Source organism: Streptosporangium sp. NBC_01469, from assembly GCF_036227305.1.
Lineage (GTDB): Bacteria > Actinomycetota > Actinomycetes > Streptosporangiales > Streptosporangiaceae > Streptosporangium.
The window spans coordinates 4,793,800-4,815,054 of sequence record NZ_CP109465.1; the positions used below are offsets into that span (position 1 = coordinate 4,793,800).

The 21,255-nt window shown below is 70.1% G+C and carries 20 protein-coding genes; 17 read left to right on the plus strand and 3 right to left on the minus strand.

The window, feature by feature from the left end; genetic code table 11:
- Positions 1-47: 47 nt before the first annotated feature.
- Complete coding sequence (bldD, locus tag OG587_RS21405; RefSeq protein WP_329092966.1) at positions 48-542, minus strand: transcriptional regulator BldD; 495 nt, start codon at positions 540-542, stop codon at positions 48-50.
- A 565-nt stretch (positions 543-1,107) separates the two neighbouring features.
- Entirely contained in the window at positions 1,108-2,352 is a 1,245-nt protein-coding gene (locus tag OG587_RS21410) for an arginine deiminase (protein ID WP_329092968.1), read from the minus strand.
- A 285-nt stretch (positions 2,353-2,637) separates the two neighbouring features.
- Between OG587_RS21410 and pyrR the strand changes: the two genes are divergently transcribed.
- The 16 genes from pyrR (at position 2,638) to OG587_RS21490 (ending at position 18,923) form a co-directional block, all read left to right on the plus strand.
- Positions 2,638-3,219 (plus strand): bifunctional pyr operon transcriptional regulator/uracil phosphoribosyltransferase PyrR, encoded by a 582-nt coding sequence (gene pyrR / locus OG587_RS21415; protein WP_329092970.1) that lies wholly within the window; start codon positions 2,638-2,640, stop codon positions 3,217-3,219.
- On the plus strand, positions 3,216-4,145 hold the full coding sequence (locus OG587_RS21420; protein WP_329092972.1) for an aspartate carbamoyltransferase catalytic subunit: 930 nt from the start codon (positions 3,216-3,218) through the stop codon (positions 4,143-4,145). The genes pyrR and OG587_RS21420 overlap by 4 nt, the downstream gene beginning before the upstream one ends.
- Positions 4,145-5,464 carry a dihydroorotase gene (locus OG587_RS21425; RefSeq protein WP_329092974.1) on the plus strand — a complete coding sequence of 440 codons (1,320 nt, stop codon included), beginning with the start codon at positions 4,145-4,147 and terminating at the stop codon, positions 5,462-5,464. Before OG587_RS21420 ends, OG587_RS21425 begins: the two co-directional genes overlap by 1 nt.
- A gap of 178 nt (positions 5,465-5,642) precedes the next feature.
- Positions 5,643-6,824, plus strand: coding sequence for a glutamine-hydrolyzing carbamoyl-phosphate synthase small subunit (gene carA, locus OG587_RS21430; RefSeq protein WP_329092975.1), 1,182 nt, complete (start codon positions 5,643-5,645; stop codon positions 6,822-6,824).
- Complete coding sequence (gene carB / locus OG587_RS21435; protein ID WP_329092976.1) at positions 6,817-10,113, plus strand: carbamoyl-phosphate synthase large subunit; 3,297 nt, start codon at positions 6,817-6,819, stop codon at positions 10,111-10,113. The genes carA and carB overlap by 8 nt, the downstream gene beginning before the upstream one ends.
- 26 nt (positions 10,114-10,139) lie before the next feature.
- On the plus strand, positions 10,140-11,015 hold the full coding sequence (locus OG587_RS21440; protein WP_329092977.1) for a dihydroorotate dehydrogenase electron transfer subunit: 876 nt from the start codon (positions 10,140-10,142) through the stop codon (positions 11,013-11,015).
- Entirely contained in the window at positions 11,005-11,979 is a 975-nt protein-coding gene (locus tag OG587_RS21445; RefSeq protein WP_329092979.1) for a dihydroorotate dehydrogenase, read from the plus strand. Before OG587_RS21440 ends, OG587_RS21445 begins: the two co-directional genes overlap by 11 nt.
- A complete protein-coding gene (gene pyrF / locus OG587_RS21450; protein ID WP_329092981.1) occupies positions 11,976-12,689 on the plus strand; it encodes an orotidine-5'-phosphate decarboxylase in 714 nt (237 codons plus the stop codon). Before OG587_RS21445 ends, pyrF begins: the two co-directional genes overlap by 4 nt.
- A 785-nt stretch (positions 12,690-13,474) precedes the next feature.
- Positions 13,475-13,798, plus strand: coding sequence for an integration host factor, actinobacterial type (mihF, locus tag OG587_RS21455; RefSeq protein ID WP_030909986.1), 324 nt, complete (start codon positions 13,475-13,477; stop codon positions 13,796-13,798).
- 194 nt (positions 13,799-13,992) lie between these two features.
- Positions 13,993-14,565, plus strand: a complete 573-nt coding sequence (gene gmk, locus OG587_RS21460) for a guanylate kinase (protein WP_329093941.1) — start codon at positions 13,993-13,995, stop codon at positions 14,563-14,565.
- 12 nt (positions 14,566-14,577) lie between these two features.
- A complete protein-coding gene (gene rpoZ / locus OG587_RS21465) occupies positions 14,578-14,841 on the plus strand; it encodes a DNA-directed RNA polymerase subunit omega (protein ID WP_030909981.1) in 264 nt (87 codons plus the stop codon).
- Between the two features lie 9 nt (positions 14,842-14,850).
- Entirely contained in the window at positions 14,851-16,083 is a 1,233-nt protein-coding gene (gene coaBC / locus OG587_RS21470) for a bifunctional phosphopantothenoylcysteine decarboxylase/phosphopantothenate--cysteine ligase CoaBC (protein WP_329092990.1), read from the plus strand.
- A 79-nt stretch (positions 16,084-16,162) separates the two neighbouring features.
- Positions 16,163-16,531, plus strand: coding sequence for a hypothetical protein (locus OG587_RS21475; protein ID WP_329092992.1), 369 nt, complete (start codon positions 16,163-16,165; stop codon positions 16,529-16,531).
- A 258-nt stretch (positions 16,532-16,789) separates the two neighbouring features.
- Positions 16,790-17,977, plus strand: coding sequence for a methionine adenosyltransferase (gene metK, locus OG587_RS21480; protein WP_329092994.1), 1,188 nt, complete (start codon positions 16,790-16,792; stop codon positions 17,975-17,977).
- Positions 17,978-18,171: 194 nt separating this feature from the next.
- On the plus strand, positions 18,172-18,471 hold the full coding sequence (locus OG587_RS21485) for a FitA-like ribbon-helix-helix domain-containing protein (RefSeq protein WP_329092996.1): 300 nt from the start codon (positions 18,172-18,174) through the stop codon (positions 18,469-18,471).
- Positions 18,472-18,476: 5 nt separating this feature from the next.
- Positions 18,477-18,923 (plus strand): type II toxin-antitoxin system VapC family toxin, encoded by a 447-nt coding sequence (locus OG587_RS21490; protein ID WP_329092998.1) that lies wholly within the window; start codon positions 18,477-18,479, stop codon positions 18,921-18,923.
- A 42-nt stretch (positions 18,924-18,965) separates the two neighbouring features.
- Here OG587_RS21490 and OG587_RS21495 read toward each other — a convergent pair whose 3' ends face one another.
- On the minus strand, positions 18,966-19,439 hold the full coding sequence (locus OG587_RS21495) for an ATP-binding protein (RefSeq protein WP_329092999.1): 474 nt from the start codon (positions 19,437-19,439) through the stop codon (positions 18,966-18,968).
- Positions 19,440-19,673: 234 nt separating this feature from the next.
- On the opposite strand from OG587_RS21495, the gene OG587_RS21500 reads away from it, so the two are divergent.
- The gene (locus tag OG587_RS21500; protein WP_329093000.1) at positions 19,674-21,245 is read left to right on the plus strand and encodes a hypothetical protein; all 1,572 of its coding nucleotides are present in this window, start codon (positions 19,674-19,676) and stop codon (positions 21,243-21,245) included.
- Positions 21,246-21,255: the final 10 nt, after the last annotated feature.

A 21,255-nucleotide genomic window follows, 5' to 3' on the forward strand; every position in this document is an offset into this window, starting at 1 on the left:
GGGGTGGGCACGCCGGTTCCGGCGCACCCACGACCGGTCAGGGGTCGTCAGAAGGACTCGACGGCTCGGCGAGCCTCCGGGTCCAGGACTCCCCAGCTGATGAGCTCCTCGGTGAGCTCACTGGGGGACTTGTCGTATATCACGGCGAGGGAGCGGAGGTCCTCCTGGCGGATGGACAGCACCTTGCCGTTGTAGTCGCCACGCTGGCTCTGGATGGTGGCCGCGTAGCGAGCGAGCGCGCCTGCCTTCTCCTTCGGGAGCTGGGCAAGATGCTCAAGGTCGATCACAAGCTTCGGTGTCGGGCCGAGGGGGCTCGGAGCGGCCCCTCCCGGCAGCAACTCCGAGACCGGCACTCCGTAGAAATCAGCCAGTTCGGCAAGCTTCTGCACGGTGACGGCACGGTCGCCACGCTCGTAGGAGCCGACGACGACCGCCTTCCAGCGCCCGCGGGACTTCTCTTCGACTCCGTGCAGGGACAGGCCCTGCTGGGTGCGAATGGCGCGGAGTCGTGCACCCAACGACTTGGCGTACTCAGACGGCATGGTGTGGCCCCCCGGCTCTGTTATGTGGTGCTCTCAACTTGATTGTGCTACCTCGCAACTTATGCCCCGTTCACCGGGTTGGCGCCCGAGGTAGGCACCTTCGGTGACCGGTGCGTCAGGGTTCACCCGATAACGCCACGAGGTGTGGTTACGGACAGTGACGGTAAAGCTGTGGGCGCCTAAGGTCAAGCTGATTGGAAAAAAGATGTCGAATCCGGTCCGATGGGGTCCGCCTCAAACGCCGCACTTGTCCTACTCGGGATCGCGAAACCTCCGGTTTTTTCGGGACTTTCGCCGGATTCCCGCATCTTCTGGAGGATGTCGGGGTGGCGGCATCACCGGGCGCGGCGACGGGCGTATGATCTTGAACGACACATCGACGGGGAATACCCGGTGCGACGGTCCCGTCCGGCCGGAGACGGGAATCGGTGGCGCGCTCGCGTGCCGCCCGGAGCCCGCGAGCGCCGTCCGGATGTTCGCATCTCCGGTATTTCCGGCATCTCCGTACGCCCGGTGATCCGGGGCGGGGACACGTTCCGCGCGGCCGGGTCCCCGGCGGAAGGGTTCAGATGCCGTCGCGTTCGAGCGGGCAGCTCATGCAGCGCGGACCGCCCCGGCCGCGGCCGAGTTCGCTGCCCCGGATCGTGATGACCTCGATCCCGTTCTGGCGCAGGTGGTTGTTGGTGGTCGTGTTGCGCTCGTAGGCCACCACCACGCCGGGACGCAGGGCCAGCACGTTGCAGCCGTCGTCCCACTGCTCCCGCTCGGAGGCGTACACGTCCTGCGTCGCGCTGAGGACCTTGATGTCGTCCAGTCCGATCGCCCGCGCGATGGCCCGGTGCATGTCCTCGGGGGGATGGTCGGTGATCTTGAGTTCCTTCTCGTTGTCGCCGGGCTCGACCGTGTAGGAGGGCAGCATGCCCAGCCCCGCGAACTTGGTGAAGACGCCGACGTCCACGTTGGTCATGACCGTGTCCAGGTGCATGAAGGCCCGCGCCTTCGGCATGTCCAGCGCGACGATCTTCGTCGCCGCCCCCCGTTTGAACAGGCTCCGCGCGAGCATCTCGACCGCCTGGGGCTGGGTGCGCTCGCTGATCCCCACCAGCACCGCGCCCCGGCCGATGACGAGCACGTCGCCGCCCTCGATGGTGGCGGGCGCCGCCGGGATGCCGGGCATCCAGACGTTGTAACCGCCCTCGTCCGGCCGGTCGTAGCCGGGCGCGAAGGCCGGGTGGTAGCGGTAGATCGCCTCCATGTTGACGGTCTCGCGGCGGCGGGCCTTCTTCTTCATCGCGTTGATCGAGACGCCGTCGTAGATCCAGCAGGAGGTGTCGCGGGTGAACAGGTGGTTGGGCAGCGGGGGCAGCACGAAGTCGTCCGGCCTGAGCGTGTGGAAGGCGAGGCTCTTGGGGTCGGTGCCCATGTCCACCAGCTCGCGCTTGGTGATGCCCCCGGTGAGATAGCGCTTGAGCGTGACGGAGTCCATCGAGTCGAGCGCGTTGCGGACGGCGTCGACGGCCATCGGGCCGAAGTAGCGCTCGTCGGCGACGCCGTCCAGGATGTGCCTGCGCGCCTCGGGGATCTCGACCGTCTCGCGGAGCAGGTCGGAGAGCATGTGGACGGTGACGCCCTGGTCGACCAGGAGCCTCTGCCACTCCTCGTGCTCCTCCACGGCGCGCTGCACCCACAGCACGTCGTCGAAGAGGAAGTCGTCCTTGTTCGACGGTGTGAGCCGTTTCAGGGCGAGTTCCGGCCTGTGCAGCAGGACCTGGTGGAGCCGGCCGACCTCGGAGTCGACGTGAAAGGCCATTTCTCTTCCTTCGCGGCTGGTGGCAGGGTCCACCGGGACGGCTGCGCCCGGGGCGTGGTCGTCATGCTTCGCCGTGGTGCGGATGTGAGGCGCATACCCGCAGGACCAACTGGAAGTCAGCGAAGATCGTGATGTTTATTCACTTTTGAGAAGATTACCGGGGCGGATCCGTGCTGTTCGCGGAGCGGACCCCCTCTTCGGGCGAACCGTCACCCGGCTGGTACCTTGAAGTCGTTGACTTCCTTTAAGACCCGTCCCGTGAGGCGGGAAAGGTGGTGTTCTTCCTTGGCCGAGGCCAATTCGCGTGCGCTCCAGCATGCGCAGGGCGGTGCCCGCGCCGTCCTTGAGCAGTCCGACATCAACCGGGCCCTGATCCGCATCTCCCACGAGATCCTTGAGCGGACCAAGGGCGGCGAGAACGTCGTCCTCCTGGGCATTCCCACCCGCGGCGTCCACCTGGCCCGCCGCCTGGCCGCCCACATCAAGCAGTTCGAGGGCCGCTCGGTCCCCGTCGGCTCCCTCGACGTCACGATGTACCGCGACGACCTCCGGCTGCGCCCCGCCCGCGCGCTGGGTCGCACCGAGCTGCCCGCCGACGGCATCGACGGCAGGGTGGTCGTCCTCGTCGACGACGTCCTCTACTCGGGCCGCACCGTCCGCGCCGCCCTCGACGCCCTCAACGACCTGGGCCGCCCGCAGGCCGTGCAGCTCGCCGCCCTGGTCGACCGGGGCCACCGCGAGCTGCCCATCCGCCCCGACTACGTGGGCAAGAACCTGCCGACGTCCAAGTCCGAGAGCGTCAAGGTCTACCTGGAGGAGAACGACGGCAGCGACGCGGTCCTGCTGCTGAAGGAGGGCGACCGGTGAAGCGGCACCTGATCTCCGCGGCCGACCTGACCCGCGACGACGCCCTGCTCATCCTGGACACCGCCGACGAGCTGGCGAAGATCTCGGAACGTTCCATCAAGAAGCTCCCCACCCTGCGGGGCCGCACGGTGGTGAACCTCTTCTTCGAGGACTCCACCCGGACCAGGATCTCCTTCGAGGCCGCGGCCAAGCGCCTGTCGGCCGACGTCATCAACTTCTCCGCCAAGGGTTCCAGCGTCTCCAAGGGCGAGTCGCTCAAGGACACCGCGCTCACCCTGGAGGCGATGGGCGCCGACGCCGTCGTCATCCGCCACAGCGCCTCGGGCGCGCCGCACCGGCTGGCCGGCTGGGTGCGCGGCAGCGTCGTCAACGCCGGCGACGGCACCCACGAGCACCCCACCCAGGCCCTGCTCGACGCCTTCACCATGCGCCGCCGCCTGGGCCCGCTGGACGGCAGGAAGGTCACCATCGTCGGCGACGTGCTGCACAGCCGGGTGGCCCGCTCCAACGTGCTGCTGCTGGCCACGCTCGGCGCCGAGGTGACCCTGGTCGCCCCGCCGACCCTGTTCCCGGTCCAGGTCGGCTCCTGGCCGTGCGAGGTCTCGTACGACCTCGACGCGGTGCTGCCCAAGTCCGACGTGGTGATGATGCTGCGCGTGCAGCGCGAGCGCATGAACGCGGCGTTCTTCCCCACCGAGCGGGAGTACAGCCGCCGCTACGGGCTCGACCGCGACCGCGTCGCCAAGATGCCCGACCACGCCATCGTGATGCACCCCGGCCCGATGAACCGGGGCATGGAGATCGCGGCCGAGGTGGCCGACTCGCCGCGCTCGACGATCGTCGAGCAGGTCGCCAACGGTGTGACCGCACGCATGGCCGTCCTGTACCTGCTGCTTGGCGGCGCCGACCTCGGGGGAGAGATCTGATGAACGACCGCATCGGGGCCACGCGTGACGGCATCGTCATCAGGGGCGCCAGGATCCTCGGCGGCGAGCCGGCCGACATCCTGATCCGCGACGGCCTCCTGGTGGAGATCGGCCGGGGGCTGACCGGCGGCGAGACCGTCGAGGCCGAGGGGCTGATCGCCCTGCCCGGCCTGGTCGACCTGCACACCCACCTGCGCGAGCCGGGCCGCGAGGACGCCGAGACCGTCGCCACCGGCACCCGCGCCGCCGCCCTCGGCGGCTACACCGCCGTGCACGCCATGGCCAACACCGAGCCGGTCGCCGACACCGCCGGCGTCGTCGAGCAGGTCTGGCGCCTGGGCCAGGAGGCGGGCCACTGCGACGTGCAGCCCGTCGGCGCAGTCACCGTCGGCCTGGGCGGCGAGCGCCTCGCCGAGCTCGGCGCGATGGCCGATTCCACCGCGCGGGTCCGGGTCTTCTCCGACGACGGCAAATGCGTCTCCGACGCGGTGCTCATGCGCCGCGCCCTGGAGTACGTCAAGGCGTTCGACGGCGTCGTCGCCCAGCACGCCCAGGAGCCGCGCCTGACCGAGGGCGCGCAGATGAACGAGGGCGCGGTCTCGGGGCGGCTGGGCCTGACCGGCTGGCCCGCGGTCGCCGAGGAGGCGATCATCGCCCGCGACTGCCTGCTGGCCGCCCACGTCGGCTCGCGCCTGCACATCTGCCACGTCTCCACGGCCGGCTCCGTGGAGATCATCCGCTGGGCCAAGTCCAAGGGCTGGGACGTCACCGCCGAGGTGACCCCGCACCACCTGCTCCTCACCGACGACCTGGTCGAGGACTCCCCGGTCGGCTCCTACAACCCGATCTACAAGGTGAACCCGCCGCTGCGCACCCGCGCGGACGTCGAGGCGCTGCGCGAGGCCCTGGCCGACGGCACGATCGACTGCGTGGCCACCGACCACGCCCCGCACCCGGTCGAGGACAAGGAGACCGAGTGGGCCGCCGCCGCCATGGGCATGATCGGCCTGGAGACGGCACTGGCCGTGGTCCAGGAGGCGATGGTCGACACGGGCCTGCTCGACTGGGCCGGCGTCGCCGAGCGCATGTCCCTCGCCCCGGCCAGGATCGGCAGGCTCCAGGGCCACGGGCGGCCGATCGAGGTCGGAGCCCCGGCCAACATCACCCTCTACGACCCGTCGGTGCGTGCCGCCGTCGACCCGGCGGGCTACGCTTCCAAGAGCCGCAACACGCCCTACGAGGGCCTGACCCTGCCCGGCCGCGTCGTCGCGACCTTCCTGCGCGGCAGGCCGACCGTCCTGGACGGAAAGCTCACGTGAGGACCCTCCTCCGACGCGCCCGCCGCGCCCGGCCGGCCGCCGCGGGGACCGCGTCGGATACCTTCTCCTTTCCCTCCCCGGGACGCGAGGGCGTCCCGTCCGGCGGCGGGACGGCGACCCAACGTGCCGGATATTTCATACTTTGCGGAGCTGTAACCGAGATGATCGGGGTGTGTGAGTGACCGCAGTGCTAGTGCTGGAAGACGGACGCGTCTTCCACGGGACCCCTTACGGCGCCGAGGGCGAGACCTTCGGCGAGATGGTCTTCAACACCGGGATGACCGGCTACCAGGAGACGCTGACCGATCCGTCGTACCACCGCCAGATCGTCGCGATGACCGCGCCCCACATCGGGAACACCGGGGTCAACGACGAGGATCCGGAGTCGTCGCGGGTGTGGGTGGCCGGATACGTGGTCCGCGAGCCCGCCCGGATGGCCTCCAGCTGGCGATCCAACCGCTCCCTGGACGACTACCTCAGGGAGCAGGGCGTCGTCGGCATCGCCATCACCGGCACCCGCGCTCTCACCCGCCACCTGCGCGAGCGGGGGGCGATGCGGGCCGGGGTCTTCTCCGGCAAGGCCCTGGCACCGGTCGAGGAGCTGCTGGAGCGGGTGCTGGGCAGCCCCGCGATGGAGGGCGCCGACCTGGCCGGGGAGGTCTCCACCCCGAAGCCGTACGTCGTGCCCGCGATCGGTCCCAGGCGGTTCACCGTGGCCGCCGTCGATCTCGGCATCAAGTCGATGACGCCGCACCGGATGGCCGAGCGCGGCTGCGAGGTGCACGTGCTGCCCGCCTCCGTCACCGCCGAGGAGATCCTCGCGCTCGGCCCCGACGGGGTGTTCTTCTCCAACGGCCCCGGCGACCCCGCCACCGCGGACGGTCCGGTCAAGGCGCTTCGCGGCGTCCTCGACGCGGGTGTCCCGTTCTTCGGCATCTGCTTCGGCAACCAGCTCTTCGGGCGGGCGCTGGGGCTGGGCACCTACAAGCTGCGCTACGGCCACCGTGGCGTCAACCAGCCGGTGCAGCACCGGGGCACCGGCAAGGTGGAGATCTCCGCGCACAACCACGGCTTCGCGGTACGCGCGCCGCTGGAAGGCGTGTTCGACACGCCGTACGGACCGGCGGAGGTCAGCCACGTCAACCTCAACGACGACTGCGTCGAGGGGCTGCGGCTGCTGGACCGCCCGGCGTTCAGCGTCCAGTACCACCCCGAGGCCGCGGCCGGCCCGCACGACTCGGCCGGCCTGTTCGACGACTTCTGCGCGTTGATGGCGGGCGAGCGGGGAACGGTCAGCGGGGTGAGCGCTAACACGGGCGCGACCATGAGTACGAGCACGGAGGGAAGCAAGGGTGCCTAAGCGCACGGACATCCAGTCGATCATGGTGATCGGCTCAGGGCCGATCGTGATCGGCCAGGCCTGCGAGTTCGACTACTCGGGCACCCAGGCCTGCCGCGTGCTGCGTGCCGAGGGCTTCCGCGTGATCCTCGTCAACAGCAACCCGGCGACCATCATGACCGACCCCGAGTTCGCGGACGCCACCTACGTCGAGCCCATCACCCCCGACATCGTCGAGAAGATCATCGCCAAGGAGCGGCCCGACGCGCTGCTGCCCACCCTGGGCGGGCAGACCGCGCTGAACACCGCGATCTCCCTGTACGAGGCCGGGGTCCTGGAACGCTACGAGGTCGAGCTGATCGGCGCCGACGTCGACGCCATCCAGGCGGGCGAGAACCGAGAGCTGTTCAAGGGCATCGTGGCCAAGGTCGCCGCCGAGCACGGCCTCAACGCCGAGTCGGCGCGTTCGTTCGTCTGCCACACCATGGACGAGTGCCTGGCCGCCGCGGGCGAGCTGGGCTACCCGCTGGTGGTGCGGCCCTCCTTCACCATGGGCGGGGTCGGCTCGGGCTTCGCGCACGACGAGGAGGAGCTGCGCCGCATCGCCGGGGCGGGCCTCGACGCCTCGCCGACCACCGAGGTGCTCCTGGAGGAGTCCATCCTCGGCTGGAAGGAGTACGAGCTGGAGGTCATGCGCGACCGGGCCGACAACGTGGTGATCGTCTGCTCGATCGAGAACATCGACCCGATGGGCGTGCACACCGGCGACAGCGTCACGGTGGCCCCCGCGCTGACGCTGACCGACCGCGAATACCAGAACATGCGCGACGTGGCCATCGCGGTCATCCGCGAGGTCGGTGTCGACACCGGCGGTTGCAACATCCAGTTCGCCGTCGACCCGAGCACCGGCCGCATGGTCGTCATCGAGATGAACCCACGCGTCTCGCGCTCCTCGGCGCTCGCGTCCAAGGCCACCGGCTTCCCGATCGCGAAGATCGCCGCCAAGCTGGCCATCGGCTACACCCTGGACGAGATCCCCAACGACATCACGAAGGAGACCCCCGCGTCGTTCGAGCCCTCGCTCGACTACGTCGTGGTCAAGGTGCCGAGGTTCGCGTTCGAGAAGTTCGCCGGGGCAGACCAGACCCTGACCACCCACATGAAGTCGGTGGGCGAGGCCATGGCGATCGGCCGGTCCTTCCCGGAGGCCCTGCAGAAGGCCCTGCGCTCGCTGGAGAAGAAGGGCGCCTCCTTCACCTGGGCGGGGGAGCCGGGCGACAGGGACGAGCTCCTGGACGCCTGCCGCGTCCCGCACGACGGACGGTTGTTCACCATGCAGCAGGCCATCCGCGCCGGGGCCACGATCGGGGAGCTGTCGGAGGCGACCTCCGTCGACCCGTGGTTCCTCGACCAGCTCATGGCGATCGACGAGGTGGCCGCCGAGCTGCGCGAGGCGCCGCAGCTGACCGCCGAGGTGCTGACCCGGGTCAAGCGGTACGGCTTCAGCGACGCGCAGATCGCCGAGCTGCGCGGCATGACCGAGCCGCGGGTGCGCGACCTGCGCCACGCGCTCGGCGTCCGGCCGGTCTACAACACCGTCGACACCTGCGCCGCCGAGTTCGCCGCCCAGACCCCCTACCTGTACTCCACCTACGACGAGGAGACCGAGGTCCCCTACGGGGAGCGTCCCAAGGTCCTCATCCTCGGCTCGGGGCCCAACAGGATCGGCCAGGGCATCGAGTTCGACTACGCGTGCGTGCACGCCTCCTTCGAGCTGTCGGCGGCCGGATACGAGACCGTCATGGTCAACTGCAACCCCGAGACGGTCTCCACCGACTACGACACCTCCGACCGCCTCTACTTCGAGCCGCTCACCCTGGAGGACGTCCTGGAGGTCGTCCACGCCGAGCAGCAGACCGGCCCCGTGGTGGGCGTCATCGTCCAGCTCGGCGGCCAGACCCCGCTCGGCCTGGCCCAGTCGCTCAAGGACGCCGGGGTCCCGATCGTCGGCACCTCGCCGGAGTCGATCCACCTCGCCGAGGAGCGCGGCGCGTTCGGCAGGGTCCTCGCCGAGGCGGGCCTGCCCGCGCCCAAGCACGGCGTCGCGGTGACGGAGGGCGAGGCGCTGGCCATCGCCGCGGAGATCGGCTACCCGGTGCTGGTGCGGCCCTCCTACGTGCTGGGCGGCGCCGGGATGGCCATCGTCTACGACGACGACACCCTGGCCTCCTACATGGCCAAGGCGGGCGCGGCCAGCGACCACCCGGTGCTGGTGGACAAGTTCCTCGACGAGGCCGTGGAGATCGACGTCGACGCCCTGTTCGACGGCGAGGAGCTCTACCTCGGCGGCGTGATGGAGCACATCGAGGAGGCCGGGATCCACTCCGGCGACTCGGCGTGCTCGCTGCCGCCGATGACCCTGGGCGGCTACGACATCAAGCGCATCCGCGCCGCGACCGAGGCCATCGCCAGGGGAGTGGGCGTGCGCGGCCTGCTCAACGTGCAGTACGCCATGTCCGCCAACATCCTGTACGTGCTGGAGGCCAACCCCCGCGCCAGCCGTACGGTCCCGTTCGTCTCCAAGGCCACGGCGGTGCCGCTGGCCAAGGCGGCGGCCAGGGTGATGATGGGCGCCACGGTGGCCGGGCTGCGCGCCGAGGGCCTGCTGCCCGCGACCGGCGACGGCGGCACCATGCCGCTGGACGCGCCCATCGCGGTCAAGGAGGCCGTGCTGCCGTTCAACCGGTTCCGCGGCGTGGACATCGTGCTCAGCCCCGAGATGCGCTCCACCGGCGAGGTCATGGGCATCGACGAGTTCTTCGGCACCGCCTACGCCAAGTCGCAGGCCGCCGCGTACGGCTCGCTGCCCACCAAGGGGCGGGCGTTCGTCTCGGTGGCCAACCGCGACAAACGCGCCATGATCTTCCCGGTCAAGGCCCTCGCCGACCTCGGCTTCGAGATCCTCGCCACCGAGGGCACCGCCGAAGTACTGCGCCGCAACGGCGTCCATGCCAAGATCGTGCGCAAGCACAGCGAGGGGACCGGCCCCGCAGGCGAGCAGACCATCGTCCGGCGCATCCTGGACGGGGAGGTGGACCTCATCGTCAACACCCCCTTCGGCAGTCCCGGCCAGTCGGGGCCGCGCCTGGACGGCTACGAGATCCGCACCGCCGCGGTGCTGCGCGCCATCCCCTGCATCACCACCGTCCAGGGGCTCGCCGCGGCCGTACAGGGCATCCAGGCGATCGTCCGTGGTGACATCGGCGTACGGTCCCTCCAGGAGCACGCCAAGCGTTTGCGGAGCGGCTGAGGAGCGGGGCCGGTGCCTTAGCGGAGGTGAGGGAGACGCCTGTTACCCCGGTGCAGGTGACCGGCACGGTGCTGACGACGCGCCGCGTCGACGCCTACCATGCGCTGACCGTGGTGGCGCCCGGCATCGCCGAGCGCTTCCGGCCCGGTCACTTCGTCGGGGTGGCCGTCGGCGGGGCGCAGACGTCGATGCTGACGCGCCGTGCCTTCTTCGTCCACGACGTCAAGCCCGACTACGGGGGTACGGTCGAGTTCGTCTTCTCCGTACGGGGTCCCGGCACGGCCTGGCTGGCCGAGCGGCGCGCCCGCGACACCCTCGACCTGGTGGGCCCGCTCGGCCGCCCGTTCCCGCTGCCCAGGGACCCGGTGACCTGCGTCCTGGTCGGTGCCGAGCACGGCTCGGCGACGCTGTTCACCGTGGCCGACGCCCTCCAGGGGCGCGGCTGCCGCGTCGACTTCGTCCTCGGCGCGGTCTCCTCCGACCGGGTGTTCGGCGCCCTGCGGGCCAGGCGGATGGGGGAGACCACCACGCTGACCACCGAGGACGGCTCCCTGGGCATGCGCGGCCGGGTGACCGACGTGCTGCCCGGAGTGATCGCCGACGTGCGGGCCGACGCCGTCTACGCCTGCGGCCCGATGCCGGTGCTGCGCGGCGTCACCGCGGTGGCGGTCGAGTTCGACATCCCCGTCCAGGTGGCCGTCGAGGAGGGGATGGCGTGCGGGATCGGCGTGTGCATGACGTGCGTGCTGCCGGTCATCGGGGACGACGGTGTAACCCGGATGGTCCGCTCGTGCGTCGAAGGACCGGTCTTCAGGGGCGAGCGCGTCCGCTTCGACGACGTCGGCACGATCCCGTTCGACGCGCTGGGAGCGCCCGGTGGGGGAACGCGGAATGCCGGTTGACATGCGGACGTACCTGGGGCACGTGGAGCTGGTCAACCCCGTCACCACGGCCGCCGGATGCGCGGCGTCGGGCTCCGAGCTCGCCCAGTTCTTCGACCTGGCCAGGATCGGCGCGCTGACCACCCGGTCGATCACGATGGCCCCCAGGGCGGGCCGGCCGACCCCCAGGATGGCCGAGACGCCCTCGGGCATGCTCAACGCCGTCGGGCTCCAGGGGCCGGGCGTGGACGCCTTCCTGGAGCGCGAGCTGCCCTGGCTGTCCCAGCGGGGCGTGCGGACCGTGGTGTCCATCGGCGGCGGCACCGTGGCCGAGTACACCGCGCTGGCCCGCAGGCTCACCGACGCGCCCGGCGTCACCGCCGTGGAGGTCAACCTGTCCTGCCCCAACATCGAGGACCGCGGCCGGGTCTTCGCCCGCGACGGCGCGGCCTCCGCCGAGGTGATCGCCTCGGTGCGCTCGGTCATGCGCTACGACGTGCCCGTGGTGGCCAAGCTCTCCCCGGACGTCGTGGACATCGTGAGCGTCGCCCGCGCGTGCGTGGACGGCGGTGCCGACGCGCTCTCGATGATCAACAACCCGCTCGGCATGAGCATCGACACCGAGGCCATGCGGCCCGCCCTCGCGGCGGTCACCGGAGGACTCTCGGGACCGGCCATCCGGCCACTGGCCGTACGCTGCGTGTGGCAGGTCCACGCGGCCCTGCCCAGCGTGCCCATCATCGGCATGGGCGGCGTGCTGACCGGCAGGGACGCCTTCGAGCTCATCCTCGCCGGCGCCTGCGTCGTCGCCGTGGGGACGGCGCTGTTCCACGACCCCTACGCCTGCCTGCGCATCCTCCGCGAGCTGGAGGAGCTCCTGGCGGCCCGGGGGTTCCACCGGCTGGCCGACGCGGTCGGGCTGGCCCACCGCCCGCCGGGGGCGTCCACCCGGCACCGGATAGATCTTGAGGAGAGTTCCCTGTGACGCCCGCACCCATCGCCGTCGCCCTGGACGCGCCAGACCTCGAGACAGCGGCCCACTGGGCGAGCCTGGTGACCCCGCACGTCACCACTGTCAAGGTCGGGCTGGAACTCTACCTCCGCTACGGCCCCGACGTGATCGCCTCCGTCCGCGGGGCGAGCGGAGTGCGGGTCTTCCTCGACCTGAAGCTCCACGACATCCCCAACACCGTCGCGGGCGCCGCCAGGGCCGTGGCCCGGCTCAAGCCCGCCATCCTGACCGTCCACGCCGCCGGCGGCCCCGCGATGATCCGGGCGGCCGTGGAGGCCATGCCCAACACCCAGATCGCGGCGGTGACGCTGCTCACCTCGCTCTCGGAGGCCGACCTGGAGCAGGTGGGCGTCAACGGTCCCTCGGAGGACGCCGTACGCCGCCTGTCGGCGCTCGCCGTCGCCGCGGGCGCCCAGGCCCTCGTCTGCTCGCCGCGCGAGGTCGCCGCGGTGCGCGCCGAGGTCGGTCCCGGCATCACCCTCATCACCCCCGGCGTCCGCCCCGTCGGCGCCGCGAGCCAGGACCAGGCAAGAGTGGCGACTCCCGAGCAGGCGCTGGCCGACGGGGCCGACCTCCTCGTGATCGGCCGCCCGATCACCGGCTCCGCCGACCCCGGCGCGACGGCCGCGGGCATCGCCGCGGCCCTCCGGCGCGTCTCCGCCGCCACGGGGCACCAAGTGTGACCCGCGCCCGGGGAGTGTGCCGGGCGTCGTGTGTGGCGCGGTCTGAGGGCCGTGCCGGGCGTCGTGTGTGACGCGGGTCCGGGAACTGCTCCGGGCGTCGGGTGTGACGGGTCCGGGAGTGTGCCGGGCTTTGTGCGGGACGCGGGTCCGGGGACTGTTTCCGGCGTCGGGTGTGGAGCGGTCCGAAGACCGCGCCAGGCGTTGTACGGGACGCGGTCCGGGGACCGTTTCGGGCGTTGTGCGTGGGAGCGGTCCGGGGAGTGCGCCGGGCGTCGCGCGGGACGCGGTCCGAGGCGTGGTCCGGGGAGCGGTCCGAGGCGCGATCCGAGGCGTGGTCCGGGGAGCCGTTCGGCGCCGCGCGCGGCGTGTGCCCGGAACCGCCGGGCGTCGCGGTGTCGCGCGGGCCAGGAAAGCGCCGGGCGCGGCGTGTGCCGGGGCGCGGGAAACCGCCGGGCGTCGTGGATGCCGGGGCGCCGGAGACCGTTTGGCGTCGCGTGTCGGGGCACCGGAGAGCGCCGGGCGTCGCGGGTCGGGTAACGCCGGGAAGCACCCGGTTCCGCGTGTGAGGGGGCGCCGGAGACCGCCGGGCGTCGCGGGTGGGACAACCCCTGAAAACTCGGCGCTGAGAGCAGTTTTGTCGACGTAGAGCGACACAGCGATCACACAAAGTCACGAAGTAGATTTTCTAGGGGGATAAAGTGGCCTTGACGTTGCTTGAAGCGCCATGACCAGCTAGTTTCCCTTCCCGTCCGAGTACATCGACAGGAAATTCGAGGTGACCCGGCGTGGCTCTTCCTCCCCTTACCCCTGAGCAGCGCGCCGCAGCCCTAGAGAAGGCTGCCAAGGCCCGCCGAGAGCGTGCCGAGGTGAAGAACCGCCTGAAGCACGGTGCGGTCTCTCTGGCTGAGGTGCTCAAAGACGGGCAGGCCGACGACGTCATCGGCAAGATGAAGGTTTCGGCCCTTCTCGAGTCGCTTCCCGGCGTGGGCAAGGTCCGCGCCAAGCAGCTCATGGAGCGGCTTGGAATCGCAGAGTCCCGCCGTGTGCGGGGCCTGGGTACGAACCAGCGAGCTTCGCTCGAGCGTGAGTTCGGCGGGGCCGAGAGCTAATCTCGGTTCATACGACCACGCTCGCCCCGCATGGGGGACAGCATCACGGGGGGTTTGGAGTGACCGGAACGTCGTGGTCCGACGAGAGTCGGACTCCGGAGGCAACCGCCGAGGGCGGGGCCGGTCGCTCCACATCCTCGGCCGGAAGTCCGGAGGGGGCGCGAGTCTTCCCCGGGCTCCCGGCCGGTAAGCGCCTGACGGTCCTGTCCGGGCCGTCGGGCGTCGGCAAGTCCACGGTCGTCGCCGAGCTTCGGCGGGCACACCCGGAGGTGTGGCTGTCGGTCTCGGTGACCACCAGGAAACCCCGTCCAGGGGAGACCCACGGCGTCGAGTACTTCTTCGCCGACGACGAGGAGTTCGACCGCCTCGCCGCCTCGGGCGAGCTGCTGGAATGGGCCGAGTTCGCCGGCAACCGGTACGGAACCCCGCGCGGCCCCGTGATCGAGAAGCTCGAGGCCGGGGTGCCCACGCTGCTGGAGATCGATCTCCAGGGCGCCAGGCAGGTCCGCGCGACCATGCCCGAGGCCCTGCTGGTCTTCCTGGCCCCCCCGACCTGGGGAGAGCTGGAGAAGCGCCTGCGCGGCCGGGGCACCGAGCCCGAGGACGTCATCGCCCGCCGCCTGGCGGCCGGCCGGATCGAGATGGCGGCCGAGCAGGAGTTCGACCTGACACTCGTCAACACGTCCGTCCAGGGCGTATGCCATCGGCTGATAGCCTTATTGGCTGATGCTCCCGAGGATTCGCGCCTCGGACGTTCACCTAGCTAGGGGAAATCACACGTGGCAACCAGCGCCGCCTACTCCGAAGGCATCACCAACCCGTCGATCGACGCCCTGCTCGACATCGTCGACAGCAAGTACAGTCTCGTGATCTTCGGCTCCAAGCGGGCGCGTCAGATCAACGCCTACTACTCCCAGCTCGGCGAGGGCCTGCTCGAGTACGTCGGCCCGCTCGTCGAGACCCACGCGCAGGAGAAGCCGCTGTCCATCGCGCTGCGCGAGGTCAGCGAGGGCCTGCTGACCTCCGAGCCGATCGAGGGCTGAACCACCTCGATGCGGACTCCGGAAGAAGCCGGGTCCCCCGGCGGACCCAGGGTCGTCCTCGGTGTGAGCGCGGGCATCGCCGCCTACAAGGCGTGCGAGCTGCTGCGCCTGTTCACCGAGTCGGGCCACGACGTGCGCGTGGTCCCGACCAAGGAGGCGCTCCGCTTCGTCGGTGAGCCGACCTGGGCCGCGCTGTCCGGCAACCCGGTCACGACCGACGTCTGGGAGTCCGTGCACGAGGTGCCGCACGTCCGCATCGGGCAGGGCGCCGACCTGGTGGTCGTCGCGCCGGCCACCGCCGACGTGCTCGCCAAGGCCGCCCACGGGCTGGCGGGCGACCTGCTGACCAACACCCTGCTCACCGCGCGCTGCCCGGTGGTGTTCGCCCCGGCGATGCACACCGAGATGTGGGAGCACCCCGCGACCCGCGCCAACGTGGCCACGCTCCGCGAGCGCGGCTCGATCGTCGTGGACCCCGCCGTGGGCCGCCTGACCGGCGCCGACACCGGCCCCGGCCGGCTGCCGGACCCGAAGGAGATCTTCGAGGTCTGCCGCCGCGTCATCGCCGGACGCCCGGCCGACCTGGCCGGTCGCCGTCTGGTGATCTCCGCCGGGGGCACCCGCGAGGCCATCGACCCGGTCCGCTTCATCGGCAACCGCTCCTCGGGCCTGCAGGGCTACGCGCTGGCCCGCACGGCCGTCGCCCGGGGGGCCGAGGTCACCCTGGTGGCCGCCAACGTCGGCCTGCCCGACCCGGCGGGGGCCAGGGTCGTCCGGGTCGAGTCGGCCCTGGAGTTGCGCGCCGCCGTGCTCGACGCGGTGGAGGGCGCCGACGCCGTGGTCATGGCCGCCGCCGTCGCCGACTTCCGGCCCTCGGCGCGGAGCGAATCGAAGATCAAGAAGACCGCCGACGAGCCTGACTCCATCCATCTCGTGAAAAATCCCGACATTCTGGCGGAGCTGGGTGAGCGGCGCCGCGAGGGGCTCAAGCCGTACCCGCGGGTGATCGCGGGATTCGCGGCCGAGACCGACGACGTCCTCGCCAACGGGCGGGCCAAGCTCGCCCGCAAGGGCTGCGATCTGCTCGTCGTCAACCAGGTCGGCGACGGCCTCGCCTTCGGCACGCCCGACAACGCGGCCGTGGTCCTGGTCGCCGGCGGGGAGCAGATCGACATCCCGCGCGGTCCCAAGGAGGCCCTCGCCGACAGGGTCTGGGATCTTGTCGCCGCACGCCTGGCCTGACCTCTTGCCGCGGGCCACCTCCCGGCGGATACTGCCTCCGAGATGACCTGCAATGTCGTGGCTGGGAGGGGTTTCGATCATGCCGGTCGCCGCCGCCGTCAGGGCTCGATGCCGGGCGCTGCTTCCGCCGGGTGAGGAGATCCACTACGTCCTGCCGGCGCTGTCGGTGGGCACCCCGGGCATGGCGACCTTCCTCATCGTGGTCACCGACCGCACCATCTGCGTGATGTCCACCAAGTTCTTCGACCGCGACGCGCCGACCTCGGTGTACGCCACCCACTCCCGGCGCACCCGGCTCGGCCCGCTGGAGTTCTCCGCGGGTGCGGCCATCGAGCTCGGCGGCATGGTGTTCGAGATCGACGAGGAATACGCCGCGGTGGTCGCCGCCGCTGACGCCGAGGTCTTCGCCCCCGAGACGCTACCGCCCGATCCGCTGCCCGATTTGTAATCCAAATACCGTTTTGGTGTGATTGCTCCTCGTGGCGCGATCGAACCCTCCTCGCACCGCGGTCGCGTGCGTTTCGAGCCTGGATTTCCTTGAGACAGAGCTCTTTTCCGTACGCGATCCGAGACTTTAGAGTGACATGATCTGAGACGGTTTCACGGCTCCACATCAGGTGGGGCTAGAATTCGCCGGAGCGCTACTGGTGTCCGCCGACGCCAGAGCCCCCAAACGCCAGCAGCCGCTGCATGAGGAGCCACTGACTTGTCCCGTCGCCTGTTCACCTCCGAGTCGGTCACAGAGGGCCACCCGGACAAGATCGCCGACCAGATCAGTGACGCGATTCTCGACGCCATGCTCAAGGGTGACCCCAAGAGCCGCGTCGCGGTCGAGACGCTGATCACCACCGGTCAGGTCCACGTCGCCGGAGAGGTGACGACGGAGACCTACGTCGACATTCCCGGTCTCATCCGGGAGAAGATCCTCGAGATCGGTTACGACGCCTCGCACAAGGGCTTCGACGGCGCCTCCTGTGGCGTGTCGGTGTCCATCGGCGCGCAGTCGCCCGACATCGCCCAGGGCGTCGACGACGCCTACGAGAACCGCGAGGGCGAGGCCGGCGACGAGCTCGACCGCCAGGGCGCCGGTGACCAGGGGCTGATGTTCGGCTACGCCTGCCGTGAGACCCCCGAGCTGATGCCGCTGCCGATCCAGCTGGCGCACCGCCTCGCCGAGCGCCTGTCGCAGGTCCGCAAGGACGGCACGGTGCCCTACCTGCGTCCCGACGGCAAGACCCAGGTCACCGTCGAGTACGACGGCGACACGCCCGTCCGGCTCGACACCGTGGTGGTCTCCACCCAGCACGCGGCCGAGATCGACCTCAAGGAGATGCTCGCTCCCGACATCAAGGAGCACGTGGTCGACCCGGTCCTGGCCGGCCTGGAGATCGCCACCGAGGGCTACCGCCTCCTGGTCAACCCGACCGGCCGCTTCGAGATCGGCGGCCCGATGGGCGACGCCGGCCTGACCGGCCGCAAGATCATCGTTGACACCTACGGCGGCATGTCCCGCCACGGTGGCGGCGCGTTCTCCGGCAAGGACCCGTCCAAGGTCGACCGCTCGGCCGCCTACGCCATGCGCTGGGTCGCGAAGAACATCGTGGCCGCCGGTCTGGCCGACCGCGCCGAGGTCCAGGTCGCCTACGCCATCGGCAAGGCTCACCCGGTCGGCGTGTTCGTCGAGACCTTCGGCACCGAGAAGACCGACGTCGAGAAGATCCAGCAGGCCGTGCTCGAGGTCTTCGACCTGCGCCCGGCCGCGATCATCCGCGACCTCGACCTGCTCCGCCCGATCTACTCGGCCACCTCCGCGTACGGCCACTTCGGTCGCGAGGGCTTCTCCTGGGAGTCCACCGACCGTTCCGACGCCCTGCGCAGCGCCGCCGGTCTCTGACCCGCACCACCTTTTCGTACGGCCCCCGTGATCTTCTTCACGGGGGCCGTACGCGTTCCCGGTCCTGTCCCGCCCGGCGGGATGCCGGATGGTTCCGTCACGGTCATGGGGGCGCGTCGCCGACGAGTCGCGGGGGGCACGTCGCCGACGGTAAGTGATATCACTTTCAAGGCTTTGATTGATATCATTGACGCATGAAGCAACTTCTTCTCCGAATCGATGACGATCTTCATCAGCGCATAACGCGCAGGGCCCGCCGCACCGGCCGCTCCATCAACGCGACCGCCGGGGAGATCCTCGCCCATGGCGTGTCCGACGAGGCGCTGGACGCTCGGGCGGAGCTCCGCGCTCGAGCGCGGAGACTCGGGGTGCTCGCCGAGCGGCCCCTCTCTCCTCCTGCTCCTCTCGTGACAGAAGCCGACCGTGAGCGTGCGCTCGCGGCCACCGAGGGCGCCGGCCCGGTTCTCGACGACCTCTGGGCGGAGGGTCGCTGACCCCGATGCTCACCTACGTCGACTCCTCGGTCCTGGCCTGCGCCTATCTCCGCGACGAACCCGGTCACGACCGGGCCAGAGAACTCCTCGAAGACCCCGAGCATCTCCTCGTCACGAGCACCTTGACCGTGGTGGAGGTGACCGGCGTGCTGGTCCGTGCCTCCCGTGCCAGGCGGCTGCTGGAACTGGACACCAGGATTGCCGTACTGGCGGCAGATCTTGGAGAGAACGGCCCGGTCACGTTGCTGAGCGCGCCCCGCGACGCCGTGGAGCGCCGGGCCGTGGAGATCGTTTACGCTCATGCCCTTCGTGCGCTCGACGCCATGCATCTCGCCACGGCCGAGCTGGCGGCCGTATCGCTCCTGGAGGACCCGGGAGACAAACTCGGCTTCGCCAGTCGTGACACCGCTCAGAGTGAGGCCGCCGCGGCACTCGGTTTCACTCCCGTTTGAAGACTGCGACGGCCCGCCGGGTTTGTGTGTCGTACGCCGGTGTCATGCGCTTGGGGGTGCGGGGAGTCTCTCGCCGGTGAACTGAGCCCAGACGGCGTGGCCGTGGGATCGGCTGCCCTGGCAGCCGACCTGGGAGGCCAGGGCGATGACGAGGGGAAGTCCCCGGCCGCCCTCGCCGAGGAGGGCGGGGTGGGTGACGGCGGGGACGGCGCCCTGGCCGGAGTCGTAGACCGTCACGCGGGTGGTCTCGGGTTTGCGGACGACCTCGACGACGAACGTGCCGTACGGCCGTCCGCTGGCGGTGTGGCGGACGGCGTTGGCGGCGAGTTCGGCGACGACCTGCTCCGCGTCCCGGCCGAAGGGGGAGTCGGCCAGGAGGAACCGCACGAAGCGCCGGGCCTCGGGAACCTGGGAGGGGCGGCCGGGGAAGGTCCGCCGCCAGGTCATGCCGCCGGGGCGGAGCCGGACCATCGCGTCGATCAACTCCGGGGCCACGCCGTCGTGGGTAGCGGTCATCTGGGCTCTCCTGGTCGGCGGAAATCGTCAGGAGAACAGTGACCCCGTCTCTCCGGGGAGGTGAACCTCCGGATGGCCGTCGGGGGAATACCCCTCGCATGTCACCTCTGAGCTGCGAGAACGTCTCGTCCGACGGGTGGGCATCCCCACTTCCACGCCGTGCTGTCATTCTCCGTGATCGCTCGAATACGATCCGTGTGTGTTCGGGAAAGGGTTTCGAGCGAGGGAGTGACGATGCCCGGAGAGGGATATCGGATTCTGCTGGGGTGCAGGCGGCGCAGCGAGGCGCTGCGTGCCTGTTCCCTCACGTTCGACCAGATCGCCGGCGTGTTCGCCCTGGACCACGAGGTCAGCCCGCTGCGCCTGTACCGCTACGCCCACGGCCGCACGGCGGGTGAGGTGGTGGCCGCCTACAACGATCTCGACCCGGCGGGCACCGCCACCCTGCGCGCCCCGCGCTTCTACGACTACGAGGCGTGGCCGCAGGCTGGACGGCGTCCCAGCGCCGGGGCGGTCGCCATCTTCGCCCGCGTCTACCAGACCGCGGCGCGGCGTCTGCTCACCGACGAGGTGTACGCCTCCTACGGCGTACGCGACCGGGACCTGCTCGACCAGGCCGACCACCGTCACCTCGACGCGAACCACTCTCGCCAGGTGTCCGCACCGGCCGTCCCGGGCACCAAGGGAACGAAGGCACTTCCCCCACTCGTTCCCGTGCCCGCGCCCGCCCGCTGTGCCGACCTGCTGCGCGCGGTCGGCGCAGAGGAGGCCGACGTGAAACGCCGCGAGCTGCTCTTCGAACTGGCCCTGCTTCTGGGCGGGACACCGGCCCTGGGCCTGCTGCGCCATCTCACCCCGCCGGAACGGGAACGCCTGGCCGCGGCCGCCCGGCACCAGGGCCCGATCGACGCGGCCACCATCGACGTGCTGGACAATCTCACAACTCGTCTCTGGAGGATGGACGAGACGATGGGTCCTCGGCAGATCATTCCGGTAGCCAACGCAAAGCGCGCCCTAGTCCAAGATCTGCTCAAGCAAGGCTCCCTCAGGCCGGCCTCGCGTGATCGTCTTCTTCACGTCTACTGGAGCCTCTCCCATCTCGCTGGATGGGCTCACTACGACCTCATGGACTATCAAGGTGCCACCCAGAGGTATGAGGAAGGGCTGGCGGTGGCTCACGAGCTGCGTGCTCCCGCGCTCCTTGCCCATCTTCATAGCCTGTCAGCCAACATGGCTCTTTATCAGGGAAAGCCCACCGTCGCGATGGACCACTCCTTTGCTGCCGAAGGGTGGGCAAAGAACAGTGGCAACCGTCTGCAGCAGGCGGCCATCTCACTCATGATGGCCCGGGTTTCCGCCGGAGTGAGGCGCGATGAGGGCGGCCTTCGCTTCCTCGACCGTGCCATCGATCTGGCATGTGAGAAACGTAACGAGTCTGATCTTCGTCACCTTTTCTGGATCAGCCCCGAGCGCATCGCCCGTCATGCCGTGTTCTGTCTGGTAGAGCTCAAGCAGCCTGAGCGGGCGATACCTTTGGCGCAACAGACCCTGGTCAAAGCGGATCCAGGCTGGAATCGGGAACGCGGCATTCTGCACCTCGAATACGCTACCGCGCTGATCCAGAAGCGAGAGATCCCGGAGGCGTCGGCGATGATCGGTGCTGCTGCTCAGATCTCCGTGAGACACAGTTCCGTCAGACTTCTGCACTCGATACGGCAGGCCCGTGTCCGGCTCGCGCCATGGGAGGACAACAAACATGTCCAGGACCTGGACGAGAGACTGCGCTCGCTGGCCATCTTAGTTTGACGCGTTCAGG